General features: G+C 56.2%; 16 protein-coding genes. 7 read left to right on the top strand and 9 right to left on the bottom strand.

Annotated features, from left to right (window positions below; translation table 11 throughout):
• Window positions 1-9 precede the first annotated feature (9 nt).
• The 3 genes from ACZ5M3_RS00965 to ACZ5M3_RS00955 form a co-directional block, all read right to left on the bottom strand.
• Window positions 10-1,380, bottom strand: coding sequence for an MATE family efflux transporter (locus ACZ5M3_RS00965; protein WP_464839865.1), 1,371 nt, complete (start codon window positions 1,378-1,380; stop codon window positions 10-12).
• Between the two features lie 112 nt (window positions 1,381-1,492).
• On the bottom strand, window positions 1,493-1,684 hold the full coding sequence (locus ACZ5M3_RS00960; protein ID WP_464839864.1) for a 50S ribosomal protein L37e: 192 nt from the start codon (window positions 1,682-1,684) through the stop codon (window positions 1,493-1,495).
• Window positions 1,685-1,709: 25 nt separating this feature from the next.
• The gene (locus ACZ5M3_RS00955) at window positions 1,710-1,940 is read right to left on the bottom strand and encodes an LSm family protein (RefSeq protein ID WP_055428824.1); all 231 of its coding nucleotides are present in this window, start codon (window positions 1,938-1,940) and stop codon (window positions 1,710-1,712) included.
• Between the two features lie 152 nt (window positions 1,941-2,092).
• Here ACZ5M3_RS00955 and ACZ5M3_RS00950 point away from each other — a divergent pair, with 152 nt between their 5' ends.
• Together ACZ5M3_RS00950 and glyS are read left to right on the top strand one after the other, a co-directional pair.
• On the top strand, window positions 2,093-4,381 hold the full coding sequence (locus ACZ5M3_RS00950) for an alpha-amylase family glycosyl hydrolase (protein WP_464839863.1): 2,289 nt from the start codon (window positions 2,093-2,095) through the stop codon (window positions 4,379-4,381).
• 97 nt (window positions 4,382-4,478) lie between these two features.
• Complete coding sequence (glyS, locus tag ACZ5M3_RS00945) at window positions 4,479-6,191, top strand: glycine--tRNA ligase (protein WP_464839862.1); 1,713 nt, start codon at window positions 4,479-4,481, stop codon at window positions 6,189-6,191.
• On the opposite strand, the gene ACZ5M3_RS00940 is transcribed toward glyS, so the two are convergent.
• From ACZ5M3_RS00940 to ACZ5M3_RS00925, 4 genes are all read right to left on the bottom strand, one after another.
• A complete protein-coding gene (locus ACZ5M3_RS00940) occupies window positions 6,188-6,406 on the bottom strand; it encodes a HepT-like ribonuclease domain-containing protein (RefSeq protein ID WP_464839861.1) in 219 nt (72 codons plus the stop codon). The genes glyS and ACZ5M3_RS00940 overlap by 4 nt on opposite strands.
• Entirely contained in the window at window positions 6,403-6,531 is a 129-nt protein-coding gene (locus tag ACZ5M3_RS00935) for a hypothetical protein (RefSeq protein WP_464839860.1), read from the bottom strand. Before ACZ5M3_RS00935 ends, ACZ5M3_RS00940 begins: the two co-directional genes overlap by 4 nt.
• The gene (locus tag ACZ5M3_RS00930; RefSeq protein ID WP_464839859.1) at window positions 6,524-6,823 is read right to left on the bottom strand and encodes a nucleotidyltransferase family protein; all 300 of its coding nucleotides are present in this window, start codon (window positions 6,821-6,823) and stop codon (window positions 6,524-6,526) included. The genes ACZ5M3_RS00935 and ACZ5M3_RS00930 overlap by 8 nt, the downstream gene beginning before the upstream one ends.
• An 80-nt stretch (window positions 6,824-6,903) precedes the next feature.
• Window positions 6,904-7,569 (bottom strand): hypothetical protein, encoded by a 666-nt coding sequence (locus ACZ5M3_RS00925; protein ID WP_464839858.1) that lies wholly within the window; start codon window positions 7,567-7,569, stop codon window positions 6,904-6,906.
• A 26-nt stretch (window positions 7,570-7,595) separates the two neighbouring features.
• On the opposite strand from ACZ5M3_RS00925, the gene ACZ5M3_RS00920 reads away from it, so the two are divergent.
• From ACZ5M3_RS00920 to ACZ5M3_RS00910, 3 genes are all read left to right on the top strand, one after another.
• Window positions 7,596-8,102: a ribonuclease FAU-1 family protein gene (locus tag ACZ5M3_RS00920; protein ID WP_464841000.1), complete on the top strand. Its 507-nt coding sequence runs from the start codon at window positions 7,596-7,598 to the stop codon at window positions 8,100-8,102.
• A gap of 1 nt (window position 8,103) precedes the next feature.
• A complete protein-coding gene (locus ACZ5M3_RS00915) occupies window positions 8,104-8,391 on the top strand; it encodes a DUF167 domain-containing protein (RefSeq protein ID WP_464839857.1) in 288 nt (95 codons plus the stop codon).
• Between the two features lie 103 nt (window positions 8,392-8,494).
• On the top strand, window positions 8,495-9,601 hold the full coding sequence (locus tag ACZ5M3_RS00910) for an aromatic amino acid transport family protein (RefSeq protein ID WP_464840999.1): 1,107 nt from the start codon (window positions 8,495-8,497) through the stop codon (window positions 9,599-9,601).
• An 81-nt stretch (window positions 9,602-9,682) separates the two neighbouring features.
• Here the strand turns inward: ACZ5M3_RS00910 and ACZ5M3_RS00905 are convergent, their stop codons facing one another.
• Window positions 9,683-10,687 carry a phosphorylating glyceraldehyde-3-phosphate dehydrogenase gene (locus tag ACZ5M3_RS00905; RefSeq protein WP_464839856.1) on the bottom strand — a complete coding sequence of 335 codons (1,005 nt, stop codon included), beginning with the start codon at window positions 10,685-10,687 and terminating at the stop codon, window positions 9,683-9,685.
• Between the two features lie 157 nt (window positions 10,688-10,844).
• Between ACZ5M3_RS00905 and ACZ5M3_RS00900 the strand changes: the two genes are divergently transcribed.
• Together ACZ5M3_RS00900 and ACZ5M3_RS00895 are read left to right on the top strand one after the other, a co-directional pair.
• A complete protein-coding gene (locus ACZ5M3_RS00900; protein ID WP_464840998.1) occupies window positions 10,845-11,603 on the top strand; it encodes a molybdopterin-binding protein in 759 nt (252 codons plus the stop codon).
• 67 nt (window positions 11,604-11,670) lie between these two features.
• Window positions 11,671-12,498 (top strand): translation initiation factor eIF-2B alpha/beta/delta subunit family protein, encoded by an 828-nt coding sequence (locus tag ACZ5M3_RS00895; protein ID WP_464839855.1) that lies wholly within the window; start codon window positions 11,671-11,673, stop codon window positions 12,496-12,498.
• A 36-nt stretch (window positions 12,499-12,534) separates the two neighbouring features.
• Here the strand turns inward: ACZ5M3_RS00895 and ACZ5M3_RS00890 are convergent, their stop codons facing one another.
• Window positions 12,535-14,028 carry a DUF4350 domain-containing protein gene (locus tag ACZ5M3_RS00890; protein WP_464839854.1) on the bottom strand — a complete coding sequence of 498 codons (1,494 nt, stop codon included), beginning with the start codon at window positions 14,026-14,028 and terminating at the stop codon, window positions 12,535-12,537.
• Window positions 14,029-14,114 lie beyond the last annotated feature (86 nt).

The following is a 14,114-nucleotide window of genomic DNA, read 5'->3' as shown; positions in this document are numbered from 1 at the left end:
GTTCCGGCACTACACCCTCACGTACTTCCACTTCCCCCTCTTGAACGCCCACCAGAAGAGCGCCGCTGTCGTGAAGGTTTCGAGGCTCATGGCTATCCACGCCGCTATTACGCCGAGCCCCTCAAAGTGGATCGGCCCGAGGGTGAAGCCGAAGCCGAGCAGGTAGGCCGGAACTATGCGGAAGAGAAGCTTGCTGACGGCGGTGATGTACATCGGCGTCTTGGTATCCCCTGCTCCCCTAAGTGCACCGCCGAGGACGAAGAGCCAGCCGAGGGGAATTTCGCTTATTCCGACTATTATGAGGTATATGACCGCCAGCCTCATGACCTCGCCGTAGTTGGGGTCGCCCGGGTTTATGAAGGGCATGACCAGGTAGCGAGGGAATATTATCAGAATGGCCGCCATGACGCTCATGAAGAGACCCACCATCTTGAGTGCCTCGTAAACGGTCTTTTCTGCCTTCTCGGGCTTTCCTTCTCCGAGGCTCTGGCCGACGAGGGCTGAGGTGGCCACGTTGAAGCCGAAGGCGGGCATGTAGGCTATGCTCTCGACGCGCAGGCCGACCTGATGGGCCGCCAGGGCTACCGTGCCGAAGCGGGTAACTATGCTCATGTAAAGGAAGTTGTAGAAGCTGAATATTCCGCGCTCGACCATCGTTGGTATCCCAATGCGGAGGATCCTCTCTGCCATGTCGGGATGGAAGCTCCAGCTGGGCCTGAATCTGAGGACTAACCTCCCGCTCCAGAGGAGGTAGAGACCGATTAGGAACGAGGTCGTTATGCCTATTCCGGAGGCCCAGGCGGCGCCGACCGGACCGAGACGGGGAAAGCCGAGCTTCCCGAATATGAGGAGGTAGTCCAGAACCGCGTTGACGACGTTCATAAGTATGCCGAGCTTCATCGGAGTCTTGGTGTCTCCAGCGCCCCTCAGAGCTGAGAACGCGGTGAAGCCCGCGAAGCGAATTGGGTAGAAGGCAAAGAGAACCTTGATGTACTCGTAGCCCAAAGAGGTTACGTCCGGTTTCGCCCCCATTATCCCGAGTATGTCGTCGCCCAGAAACCAGCCGAAGAGCATGACGGGGATTCCGAGGAGGAACGCCAGGTAGAGGCTCTGCTCCAGCGCGAGGGTGGCATTGGCGTCGTCCTTCGCCCCAACGAACCTCGCAACGAGGGCCAGCGTTCCCGTTGCGACCGCCGCCATGATGGGCATCATGAACCAGCTGACCTGGCCACCGAGACCGACGGCCGCCAGAGCCACAGCACCCAGCTGGCCGACCATCATCATGTCCACTAGGTTGAGAAGCGTCTGGGAGATGTTGCCCATAATTGCGGGCCAGGCGAGCTTCCAGAGGCGGCGCTGATGTTCGTTGAGGTGGAGCATTAAGACGTCCCTCTAAACGGAAAGAAAGACATTTGAGTTAATAAGGGTTACGGTGGGGGCAGGTAATAGGCTGCAGAAGTTAGAACAGCTTAAGATAGAAAATAAAAGGGGTTCAGTAGGCGAGGTTCCTCTTCTTCCTCCACTTGTGGGACCAGCTGTACTTCCTCATGCGCCTGCTCCTGCCGAAGCCGCACGAGGCGCAGTAGCCCTTCTTGATGTTGTAGGCGCGCCTCCCACAGCGCCTGCACTTGATGTGAGTTGGAGTGTGGTTCCTCCTGCCCTTCGGTGCAGTCCCGCTTCCCATGCTATCACCCCGCTAAAGTCTCACTTCACTCAATTTCGACAGGGGAAATTGCCAGAACGTTGTCTCCCCTGATGACGATTTTACCGTACTTCTTCACGACCTCGCCGTCCTGAATGAGGGCAGCATCGGCGAGGACGACGTTCAGGTGGATGTCGTAACCGATGAGCCTGCCCCTGAACTCGGAACCCCTCTTCAGGAGCACGAGCACGTCCTTGTCGAGCGACCTGTGAATAACATCGAGTGGTCTTTCCGCCATTTTCACGCACCTCCAAATAATCAAAGCTCGTAACGATAACGAGGGAAACGGTTTATAACTCTTTCCCCGTGCTTTTCGCCGGAGGTTCTGGAGACACCCTTCCTGGGAAAACCATATAACCCTGTATCACCAACGGTGACTATGGTGGGACTATGAGAAAGACCGGCTTGCTGATTGTTCTCCTGCTCCTGATTTCAATAGCGGGCGGCTGCATTTCCCAGGGCCAGCAGACACCAGCGGACACGACCCCACAACCACCGTCCCCAACGACCACATCACCAGCGCTCACCCCGACGTCTACATATTCGGAGCCAGGGGTGACGGAACTCAAACTGCCGGCCGGCAACTACACGGCGATTTACACGGGAACCGGCAAGAGCTGCCCGTCCGGGAGGACTCCCGTTACCTTCACCTATGACCCCGGAAAGAAGACTGTAACCTCCGTCAGCCTGCGCGGGAGCTTCAACGACTGGGCCGAGTGGCCGATGAGAGAAGAGAACGGGACATGGAGCACGACGGTCTGTCTCAGGCCTGGGAGATACGAGTACAAGTACTTCATCGACGGCCAGTGGGTCAAGGACATGTCTGACGACGGCACCGGAAGGCCCTACGACCCCGGGGCAGACGGCTACGCTCCGGACGGCTACGGCGGAAAGAACGCGGTCAGGGTCGTTGAGGGAGATGTGGGATTTTACGTAGAGTTCAACCCTGGAGATCCGGCTTATCTAAGCGTCGCAGACAACAGGACTGTGGTGAGGTTTGAGGCGAAGCGGGACACCGTGGGCTCGGCCGTCCTTGTGACCGACAGAGGGAACTACACGATGAAGCTCCAGGTCTGGTGGGACTCGGGGGAGGTGTGGCGCGCCGAGGTGCCGTCCGTTGAACCTATGCGCTACTACCTCGTTGTAAACTCGGCCGACGGGGGGAGGTTCGCCGTCCTTAACACGAGCGAGAACCCGTTCTACAGCTTCGATGGCGCTGACCGCTTCCCCCAGCTGGAGTGGGTGAGCAACGGCATAGCCTACCAGATATTCCCGGACAGGTTCAACAACGGAAACGAGAGCAACGATGCCCTCGCCCTTGACCACGACGAGCTGCTCCTCAACCAGGTCAATCCAGGAAAGCCGGTACTCTCCAACTGGAGCGACCCGATAACGCCCCTGCACTGCTGCCATCAGTACTTCGGCGGCGACATAAAGGGGATAACCGAGAAGCTCGACTACCTGAAGAGCCTCGGTGTCACGATAATCTACCTCAACCCGATCACCCTCTCAGGGAGCGCCCACGGCTACGACACCTACGACTACTACCGGCTCGACCCGAAGTTCGGAACCGAGGAGGATCTTAGAGAGTTCCTCGATGAAGCGCATAGGAAGGGGATACGGGTGATCTTCGACTTCGTGCCCAACCACTGCGGGATCGGCAACCCAGCGTTCCTCGACGTCTGGAAGAACGGAAAGCAGAGCCCCTACTGGGACTGGTTCTTCATCAAGCGGTGGCCATTCAAGCTGGGCGATGGAAAAGCTTACCTCGGCTGGTGGGGCTTCGGGAGCCTGCCAAAGCTCAACACGACGAACCCCGAGGTCAGGGAGTATCTCATTGGTGCCGCCCTTTACTGGCTCGACTTCGGGTTCGACGGGATAAGGGTGGACGTGCCGAACGAGGTTCTCGACCCGGCAACCTTCTTTTCCGAGCTGAGAGAGAGGGTGAAGGAGAGGCACCCAGATGCATACCTCGTCGGGGAGATTTGGACTCTCTCGCCCGAGTGGGTTAAAGGAGACCGCTTCGACTCGCTCATGAACTACGCCCTCGGGAGGGACATCCTCCTGAACTACGCGAAGGGCCTGCTCAGCGGAGAGGCTGCCATGAAAATGATGGGACGCTACTATGCATCCTACGGTGAGAACGTAGCTGCCATGGGCTTCAATCTCGTTGACTCCCACGACACGTCAAGGGTTCTCACCGACCTCGGCGGCGGTTCACTTGGAGACACCCCAAGCAGCGAGTCTATAGAGAGGCTCAAACTTCTCTCAACGCTCCTCTACACTCTTCCCGGAACGCCGGTGACGTTCCAGGGCGACGAAAGGGGCCTGCTGGGTGACAAAAACAACTACGACGAGCAGCGCTACCCGATACAGTGGGAAGAGGTAAATGAGGACGTACTGAACCACTACCGGGCGCTGGCAGAGCTGAGGAGGAGCACCCCCGCGCTGAGGAGCAGCGCCATAAGGTTCTACACGGCCAGAGGAGGCATGATGGCATTCTTCAGGGGGCATGACGACGAGGTCCTCGTCGTCTCCAACAGCTGGAGTAAGGTTGTCGAGCTCCAGCTTCCACCGGGAGAGTGGAAGGTTCTTTGGCCCTCAGGTGAGCGGGGTAAGGTGCTTTCCGGCACCGTTAAAGTGCCCCCAATAAGTGTCCTCATCCTGGAAAGGGGCTGAACATCCCCTCTGTTTCCCTTTCATTTTGACGTACTGACCAAATCCTCCCCAAAAGGTTTTTATGAAAATGCCTCACTCCAGTTTCAGGTGGTGAGCGATGGGAGAGAGGCCCGACAAGTACGAAGTTCTTCAGGACTTGATGAGGAGGAGAGGCTTTGCCTGGGGCAGTTTTGAAATCTACGGTGGTGCGAGGGGTTTTTACGATTACGGTCCTCTTGGAGCGACAATAAAGAGAAAAATCGAGCGGAAGATAAGGGAAGCCTTCCAGAGGGAGGGCTTCTTTGAGCTGGAGACGCCCGACATAACGCCCGAGAAGGTGTTCATTGCGAGCGGTCACGTTGACAAGTTCGTTGACCCGCTGGTAGAGTGCAAAAAGTGTGGTGCCCGCTTCAGGGCCGACCACCTCGTTGAGGAGGCTTTGGGAATAGACACCGAAGGCATGAGCGCCGAGCACCTTACACAGCTCATAAGGGAGCACGGCATAAAGTGCCCCGAGTGCGGCGGCGAGCTTTCAGAGGTCTGGTACTTCAACCTCATGTTCGAGACCAAAATCGGCCCCTACGGCGACCAGAAGGGCTACCTGAGGCCGGAGACGGCGCAGGGCATCTTCGTGAACTTCAGGCGCCTCAACGCCTTCGCGAGGAACAGGCTCCCCTTCGGCGTCTTCCAGATTGGAAAGGCCTACCGCAACGAGATTTCCCCGAGGCAGGGGATGTTGAGGTTAAGGGAGTTCACGCAGGCCGAGGCCGAGATATTCTTCAACCCGAAGGAAACCGGGCACCCCCACTTCGACGATGTCAAGGCCGAGATTCTCAGACTATATCCGATAGAGCACCAGCTCAAGAACCTCGGAATGGTGGAGATGACCGCCGAGGAGGCCGTGAAGAAGGGCTACGTCCTGAATACCTTCTTCGCATACTACATGGTCATGGTCAAGCGCGTTCTCCTCGACATCGGCATCCCCGAAAAGGCGATACGCTTCCGCCAGCAGCTGCCAGAGGAAAGGGCGCATTACTCGAGCGACACGTGGGACGTGGAGATACACAGCGAGCGTTTCGGCTGGGTGGAGTGCGTCGGCATAGCCTACCGCGGCGACTACGACCTCAGCAAGCACATGAAGATGAGCGGCGCGGACATGACCGTCCTCATCCACTACGACGAGCCGAAGATAGTCAAGCGCCTCAAAGTGGGCCTCAACATGAAGCGCGTCGGGCCGAAGCTCAAGAAGGACGCCAAGAGGATAAACGGGCTTATCCAGAGCTGGGACGAGGAGAAGCTCAGGAACCTGGTGGATGTGCTGAAGAGGGACGGCAGGATAACCATCGAGGGCTACGAGCTTGAGAAGGACGACTTCATCATCAAAGAGGTCGAGGAAAAGATAACCGGCGAGAAGATAGTGCCCCATGTTTTGGAGCCGAGCTTTGGTATAGACCGGCCGTTCTACCTGCTCCTTGAGAACTCTCTGGTTATCGAGGAGGACAGGACTTACCTCAAACTGAAGAAGGACATGGCACCGATAGAGGTCGCAGTTCTTCCCCTTGTCGCCAAGGAACCGCTCAAGGGCATAGCCTACGACGTCTTCAGAACCCTCCAGAAGGCGGGCTTCATAGCGGTCTACGACGAGAAGGACACCGTTGGCAGGCGCTACATGCGCTACGACGAGATAGGAACGCCCTACTGCGTCACCATAGACAACCAGACGCCTGAGGACAACACCGTGACGATCAGAGACCGCGACACGAGGGAGCAGGTGAGGGTTAAGATTGAGGAACTGCCGGAGAAGCTGAGGGAGCTGATTTTCGGGAGCTAGCACTCTTTCTCGATTATCTTTTCTATCCCCTCCCTTAGTTCATCAATTTGGGAGCTGATGATAACCCACACTATCGAAAGGTCAACGCCAAAATAGTGATGAACGACCACGTTTCTTAGACCCACAACCCGTCTCCAGGGAATGGAGGGATACTTTTCGCGAATGGTCTCGGGCACGTTTCTCGCCGCTTCCCCTATTATTTCAAGGTTTCTCAAAACCGCGTCAACTGTTTTATTATCCTTACAAAGTCTTCAAACTCATAGCCCTTCGTGTACTCTTCGATTCTGTTGATCGCCTCAAGCATGTCGCCCAAAAACAGACAGGGGTCTCGCTTAGACATAGACGAGATCCCTCCTTATATGCTCCCAGAGGTTTCTCCTGCTCATGGCGGCGTTTTTCGTGACCAAATCCACCTTGATTCCAAGCAGTGATTCAAGATAGTCCTTTAAATCGACTATCTCCCACCCAGTCGGCCTTTCAAACTCGACGAGTATGTCCACGTCGCTAAGCTCGGTCTCTTCGCCCCGGGCGTAGGAGCCGAAAAGGGCAATCGAGCTAACCCCGAAGCGTTCCCTAAGCTCCTTCTTGTGCTTCCGGAGAATGGCCTCAATATCCTCAAGTTTCCGGCTCATCAACCAAAAATTGACCATGAAAATATAAAAAGCTCTCGGCAACTCGACAGGGGATCAAATGCGAAAGACAGAAAAAGAAGTCAGATTTTTATCGATATTTCCGCTTTCTTGTTTTTCCGCAACTGAATTACCAGCAGCTTCTTGCTGTAGTCCCTGTACCGCAGGTAGGAGATTATCCAGAGCACAAAGCTCACGAAACCGAGGAGAGAGAACAGGCCTATTGAGAGGGTTGTCAGCCAGTGGGGAGGCCCATAGTAGATGAGCACCCCGTTGACAGCGCCGAGGATTATCCAAGACACCAGAAAGTTAACAGAAAGAGCGTAGGGCCTCTTGGTTGCCAAGGAGTATGCTTCTTCGAGATCTCCACGTACACGCCCTTTGCACTTCGTCAATATATCGCTGGGATCCATTCCGGTTATGAATTCGTCTAAGTCCTGCAGTAACCCAATGAGTACTAAACCACCAACTGCAATTGATGCGCTTACAACGAGGATCATAGAGCCATAAGCATCTCCAATCTCAGAACCATAAATCGTCGTTATTATCCCGCCCCCAATAATCCCGCCTATTAACAGTTCGAGAAGAAGAACGTCAAGTCCAATTTTGGGGTCACTGCAAATATCTCCCATTTCCCTTCTCCCGAAGGGTAATATACTGGGGGAACGTAAGGCGAAACTGAGGTGGGTAAAATCATGTGCCCAAAGGTTATGCGTCATGAACCACTCAGCCAGCTTTTTAACTCCCAATAGCCTAACCCAAAATGGGAGCCCCAATGCCAGGCAAAATCCACCTCATCTACAAGCGAATTCCCAACCGCATTCTGGAGCGGGACGACGAGGTAGTTGCCGATCTGGGGGACGTCATCGTCGCCAAGTCCACCTTTTCGGGCATGCTGGCCCCGCTCAGGGTGAACGGTGTTAATGTGATAGACAACGGCTACAACATGCTTTACTTTGCCTTCGTCGGGGAGAACTACGACATCCTTAAGGTCTATGACGGAAACGGTGAATTCAAAGGCCTCTACATCGACGTTCTGGCCTACACGAAGCTAGAGGGGGGCAATCTGGAGATGCTCGACCTCTTCCTGGACATCTTCGTCTTTCCCGGCGGCGAGGCTTTCCTCCTCGACGAGGACGAGCTTGAGCTCGCTTTGAACTACGGCCTGATTGACAGGGCGACCTTCGACTTCGCCTACCGTACCGCGAGGGAGATACTCGAAAAGCTTAAACGGAAGGAGTTTCCGCCGGAAATCGTGTGGGAGTACGAGTGGGGGGATTGAGATGGCGAAGTTCATTAAGGAGACCAAAGACGGGGCTCTGCTCCTGATTTACGTCCATCCCAAAGCGAAGAAGAACGAGATCGACGGGATAGACGAGTGGCGGGGGAGACTAAAGGTCAAAATAAAAGCCCCTCCGGTAGAGGGGAAGGCGAACAAGGAGGTGGTCAAGTTCCTCTCGAAGCTTCTCGGTGCGGAGGTCAGCATCCTGAGGGGGGAGACGGGCAGGGAAAAGGACCTGTTCGTGAAGGGGCTCAGCGCGAAAGAGGTTATGAAAAAACTTGGACTCTGATGTGCTCCTATGTTCTGCCCTCTTTCTTTTAATTCACCACGGAACACTCCTTTTCAGGCAAAGCTTAAATCTATGAATCCTGCTTCAAGCATCGGTGGTGCTCATGAAGAGACTCACTCTGGCCGAGGCAAGCGCGATTCTTATCGGGACTCAAATAGGGGCCGGCGTTCTGGGTCTGCCCTACGCGTTCAGAGAGGCAGGCCTTGCCGGAATCGCTGTTATCATCTCGGTGGGGTTCCTCACGCTGCTGACGGCACTCTTCGTGCTGGAGCTGGCCGTCCACAGGGGCGGCACGATGACCTCCCTCGCCAGAGAGACCCTCGGAAAAGTGGGCGGCTGGCTGATGCTGGCGAGCATATCCGTTCTCAGCTACGGTGCCCTCATAGCATACATCGCCGGGAGCGGGGACATACTCTCTTCCCTCACGGGGGTCAACGGCACAACGGCGGCGGTAATCTTCTGGCTCGTGATGAGCGGGATAGTCCTCATGGGGCTCAAGGCCTCGGGCAGGGCGGAGCTGGTGCTCAACTTTCTCCTGCTGGGTGCACTGGCGGTTGCGGTTGTCCTGATGCTCCCGAAGGTGGAGCCGGCGAACATGTCCGGGGTCAACATGGGGGCGCTGGTCTCCGGAATCGGCGTTGCCATATTTGCCTACGTCAGCCACATGGTCGTTCCGGAGATGTACAAGGGGCTCAGGAGCGTGGAGAAGACGAAAAAGGCCGTCCTGATAGGCTACCTTGTACCGATGGGCTTCTACGCCCTCTTTGTCCTGGCATTCGTCGGCGCACTTGGAGCGGACACACCACAGCTGGCAACCTCGGCCCTCGAAAGCTACTACGGCCCCCTCGGAAAAGTCCTGGGTCTCGTTCTTCCGCTGGCGGCCATAAGCACTAGCTACATCGGCATAGGCTTCGCCCAGATGGACAACCTCGGTGAGGCGTTTGGCCTCGACAGGAAAACGGCGTGGTTGCTCACGGTTCTCCCGCCGCTCGTGGTATACTTCGCCGGGCTCAAGAGCTTCGTCAGCGCCCTATGGCTCGCCGGGACATTCGGCGGACTGCTCTACGCCGGAATCCTGCCGGTGGCGATGTATATCAGGACGAGGGACGTCCACCCGCCGGAGTGTGTAAGGGTTCCGCACGGCCTTGCATATCTCGTTGGGACGGTGTTCCTCCTCGTGCTGGTGTATTCGGTCGTTTCAGTCATTTGATTTCCACTTTTTGAGCCATTAACTGCCGGAATTCCTCAGCGTCCACAGGAGAAAGTTGGGAAAAACAAAACGCTTGTGGCCTCACTTCAGAATGCCAAGCGAGCGGTTCGTCTTCCTTATGCTCTCCCACTTCTCCGCCATCTCGAACATGGCCCTTATGGCATCGACGTTCTCAGGAACAACGTCGCTCTCCTGGTGCACCGCCTGGATGTAGAAGAGCCTGTCTCCGCGGACGCTGATGCTCTCCTTCCAGACCGCTATCTCGTAGAGGTTGTTCCACTCGCGGTGCAGGTCGCGGGCGAACTCTATGAGCTGGGCGGTGCTCTCAAAGCCCTTCTCCTTCTCGAAAAGGAGAACGCGGGTGGTGTTCTCAAAGATATCAATTACATCCTTCTCCGTCAGCGGCTTCTTGAGCTCGACCATCACGCTGTGGACGTGCATGAGCGTCGTTGGGACGACGAAAGCTGAGGTCTCAATGTTTATCGGGATGACCGTCTGGACGTCCGGGCCGTGGTGGGAGGGAACGGTAACGCTAGGCTTTATGGCGTTCACCGGGCCGCGCCTGGTGTCGTTTGGATCCGCGGCGCGGCGTATCATCACCGCGTAGACGTAGTCGAGGTACTCCTGAATGGCGCTGAGCGTTCTGGTCAGACCGGTGGTGTTGCAGGAGACGACTCTAACGTAGTCTTTTCCCAAAGCTTTCTCGTAGTTGGCCTGGGCCACGAAAGAGACCTCCGCCACACTAGCCTTCTCGCCGCCCTGGAAAATCGCCTTAACACCGGCCTTCTCATAGAGAATCCTGTTCCTCTCCCCCATCCCACCGGGGGTGGCGTCAACAATGACGTCAACCTGTTCAAGCAGGTCGTTGAGCGTCCCGGCGACCTCAAAGCCTGCCTTCTCGAACCTCGGCAGGAACTCATCGCTCGCGGCGTAAACTGGAATCCCGAGCTCTTTGGCACGGTGAGCCTCAAAATCCGGCTTCGTCTTGGTGACACCGATGAGCTCCATATCGTCCTGCTTCGTGACCGCGTAGGCGACGCGCTTTCCTATCGTCCCGTAACCGTTAACTCCAACCCTCACCTTCATGCTACCACCGGAGAATTTTACAGCCGTGAAATACTTAAGCGTTGTTTTCACTCGTGGTGAAAACTGCCCTTCAATTCGCCGGATTTTTACATCTTCGTGCAAAGGGTCTCCGCTGGGGTTATAAGCCAGTCCGCCGGAAAGTTTACCGGTGGTTGGAATGTTCGCCGAGATACTGACGATCGGCGATGAACTGCTCACCGGCAACACCATCGACAGCAACTCCGCCTTTATAGCCCAGAAGCTCACCGAGAGGGGCTACTGGGTGAGGAGGAAGACGACGGTTGGCGACGACGTCGAAGAGATCAAGAGCGCCGTCAGAGAAATCCTCAACAGGAGACCGGAGGTTCTGGTCATCTCCGGCGGCCTCGGGCCTACCCACGACGACGTTACGATGCTGGCTGTTGCCGAGGCCCTGGAAAGAAGGTTCGTCCTCTGCGAGCCGTGCCTGGAAAGGATAAGGGATTTCTACCGGAGGCTCTATGAGGAGGGCTACATAGACGACCCCGGGCTCAACGAGGGGCGGAAGAAGATGGCATACCTGCCGGAGGGGGCGGAACCGCTGGAGAACACCGAAGGGGCCGCACCAGGTGCCTACATCGAGCACGAAGGCGTTAAAATTTTCGTCCTCCCGGGGATGCCGCGCGAGATGAAGGCCATGCTTGAGAAGGAGGTCCTTCCGAGGCTTGGTGAGAGGAAGTTCATTCAGAGGAAGCTGCTGGCTGAGATAACCGACGAGAGCAAGCTGGCACCCCTCCTAATTGAGGCCCTGGAGAGGTTCAACGTGAGGATACACTCTTCCCCCAAGGGCTTCGGAAAGTACATCGGGATAATCATCTTCGGAGAGAGCGAGGAGGAGATAGAGCGCGCGAAGGCCTTCCTTGAGGGGAGGGGAATTCGCTTCGAAGAGGGCTGGTAGCGAAACGCTGATAAGGGAAGGGCCGAATTAACGGCGTTGGATGTTAATCGGCTGAGTGGTGTCCCCAATGCTCCCGGAGGAGGTTCGGTCGGTCATCGAGGAGATGAGGGCGGAGAGGATCAGGGGTGCAAGCTGGCTCGCCAGGAGGGGTGCCGAGGCATACGTACTCCTCTCCGAACTGCTTGAGGGAGAAGAACTCAAGAGGGCGCTTAAGGACATGAGGAGAGAGATTCCGGCTGTCAACAGGACGATGGCGTCCCTCTACAACCTAGTCCGCTTTATTCCGATAACCGGCAACCCTGACCTGGTGAGGTCGAAGGCCGAGGAGTTCATCCGGCTCGGTGAGGAAGCGAAGCGTGAGATAGGCAACATCGGAAGCGAGCTGATAGACGAAAATGAGGTTGTAATCACGCACTCCTTTTCCTCGGCGGTTCTTGAAATCTTCAAGGCAGCCAAACGGAAGAACAAGCACTTCCGGGTCATACTGACGGAGAGCGCGCCGGACTTTGAGGGCATAGCCCTCGCGAGGGAGCTCGATTCCCTCGGTGTCCCCTTTGAGGTCATAACTGATGCCCAGATGAGCCTCTTTGTTGAGAAGGCCACCCTCGCTTTGGTCGGTGCCGACAACGTGACAAGGGACGGGGCGGTGGTTAACAAGGCCGGGACGTACCTCCTTGCCCTTGCCTGCCACGATAACCGCGTTCCCTTCTATGTTGCCGCGGAGAGCTTCAAGCTCCACCCGGAGCTGAGCTCAGAGGAGGTTGAGATAGTCGAGAGGCCCTATGCGAGGCAGGGCTACCGGGTCAGAAATTTCCTCTTTGATATCACCCCTTGGCGGTACGTCAGGGGGGTCATAACCGAGTTCGGAATTCTCGTGCCGCCGAAGGAGATCTAGCCGGCAATACAAATCGAAAAGGGGAAAAGAAGGGCCTCAATCCTGGTAGGCAAGCCATAGGAGGACTCCCTTGACGAACGGCCAGTTGGTGTTGATGTAGTTGCCGTAGTAGGCGTCGCTTATGGCCTTGCTCGAACCGTAGGCAACTATCCTGCCCTGGCCAACCTCCACGGCAGCGGCTATAACTGGCTTGGAGCCCTTCTCGTAGATTACGTTGCCGTCCCTGTCCTCGGAATACGCTGTCTCATAGCCTCTCACAAGCCAGGTTACGCTTCCGCTCACTGTAAGGGTGTCGCCGTTGTAGTACATCTGGTGGTCGGCGGTGAGGAACTTCAGGGCAGGATGGTCTAGGTTGTAGATCCCAACGAGCGGGAACCACTTCCTACCTGTGTTCATCTCGTCGTCCATGAGTTCGTCGTTGTTGAACTTTATTCCGTATTTGCTAACGACCTTGTTGAGGCTCCTGTAATAGACGTGCCCGTAGTAGCTCTCACCGAGTATAAACAGGCCGCCCCCGTTCTCCACGAACTCCTGTATTGCCTGCGCCTCCTCGTCGGTTATGTCCTGGCTCGGGTTGGTGATTATGAGCACGTCATAGTCCTTGAGCTTCTCGTAGGTTATAGGCTCGGTGTTTATATCGACTATCCAGCCGAGCTCGTTCTTGATGTTCTCTATGAGCGTTGACATGCCGTTCTGGTCGGTCTTGGTCGGGTTGTAGTACTGGCCGTGGGATGCATCGATGAGGACCTTGGTTATCTTGATCGTCACGTTGGTCGAGGGGGTGACGTTGGTCTGGTTCGCGGGGGTCTCATTTCCGGGCATGGTCTCGTTGCCCGGTGCCGGTGCGGGCGGATGGCATATCGGTTCCACCTGCTCATACGTGCTGTGGAGTATCGGGAGCACGAACTCCAGCTCTTTCATGACGTCCCTGCCCATCATTGCCGCCTTTCTTATGTGAACCATGACAGGATAATAGTAGGCGTTCCTGTAGGGGTTCTGCTGGATGAGGAGTCCCTTGAGCGTGTTGTAAAGGGAATACTCCCTCTGTATTTCTTCCATGGTGCCGTTGATCCACTGGATTCTGGACTCAAGGTCTCCGAGGCTTACCCCACAGGAGGTGAGCTCACCGACCACCCAGGTCAGGTTTTCATAGAGCGGGGAAATGTTGGCCATCTCCTTGTTGTAGAGTCTCTCGTAGTATGGTGTGAGGCCGTAGGAGAGCTGGTACGGGTTGGGAATGACGTTGACCGGAACTATTTTTTCACTCTCCTCAGCGATGACTGTCAGCGTGTGGCTTCCGGTGGAGCGGGGGATTACATAGAACTCGACAACTTTGCTCTCTCCGGGGGAGAGGGTGAAGTCCGTGGAGTACACCGTGACCCCCTCAAAGGTTGCGGAGAAACTTACGTTACTGATGGTGCTGCCACTGTTGAACACGGTCACACGAACCCTTGTGGGTACCTCCTCCATGAATGCGTAGTATTCAACGTCCGTTACCTTGACTGCAGGGTTGTAGAGCTGGTACTCCACGGGAAGGACCTCATAGGAGCCCTTGTAAACATAAACAGCCCCGACGAAGTACTTGAGCTTTGCTCCCGGTTCCAGTGTGCCGGGAA

Source organism: Thermococcus coalescens (assembly GCF_055392585.1).
Note: the sequence above shows the minus strand (reverse complement) of the source record. Positions and strands in the feature narration are given on the sequence as shown.

Coding starts and splice junctions, on each gene's coding strand:
- ACZ5M3_RS00965 (WP_464839865.1), bottom strand. CDS start 1,380: ATGCTCCACCTCAACGAACATCAGCGCCGCCTCTGGAAGCTCGCCTGG.
- ACZ5M3_RS00960 (WP_464839864.1), bottom strand. CDS start 1,684: ATGGGAAGCGGGACTGCACCGAAGGGCAGGAGGAACCACACTCCAACT.
- ACZ5M3_RS00895 (WP_464839855.1), top strand. CDS start 11,671: ATGCTCCCGGAGGAGGTTCGGTCGGTCATCGAGGAGATGAGGGCGGAG.
- glyS (WP_464839862.1), top strand. CDS start 4,479: ATGGGAGAGAGGCCCGACAAGTACGAAGTTCTTCAGGACTTGATGAGG.
- ACZ5M3_RS00955 (WP_055428824.1), bottom strand. CDS start 1,940: ATGGCGGAAAGACCACTCGATGTTATTCACAGGTCGCTCGACAAGGAC.
- ACZ5M3_RS00910 (WP_464840999.1), top strand. CDS start 8,495: ATGAAGAGACTCACTCTGGCCGAGGCAAGCGCGATTCTTATCGGGACT.
- ACZ5M3_RS00950 (WP_464839863.1), top strand. CDS start 2,093: ATGAGAAAGACCGGCTTGCTGATTGTTCTCCTGCTCCTGATTTCAATA.
- ACZ5M3_RS00920 (WP_464841000.1), top strand. CDS start 7,596: ATGCCAGGCAAAATCCACCTCATCTACAAGCGAATTCCCAACCGCATT.
- ACZ5M3_RS00930 (WP_464839859.1), bottom strand. CDS start 6,823: ATGAGCCGGAAACTTGAGGATATTGAGGCCATTCTCCGGAAGCACAAG.
- ACZ5M3_RS00935 (WP_464839860.1), bottom strand. CDS start 6,531: ATGTCTAAGCGAGACCCCTGTCTGTTTTTGGGCGACATGCTTGAGGCG.
- ACZ5M3_RS00905 (WP_464839856.1), bottom strand. CDS start 10,687: ATGAAGGTGAGGGTTGGAGTTAACGGTTACGGGACGATAGGAAAGCGC.
- ACZ5M3_RS00900 (WP_464840998.1), top strand. CDS start 10,845: ATGTTCGCCGAGATACTGACGATCGGCGATGAACTGCTCACCGGCAAC.
- ACZ5M3_RS00915 (WP_464839857.1), top strand. CDS start 8,104: ATGGCGAAGTTCATTAAGGAGACCAAAGACGGGGCTCTGCTCCTGATT.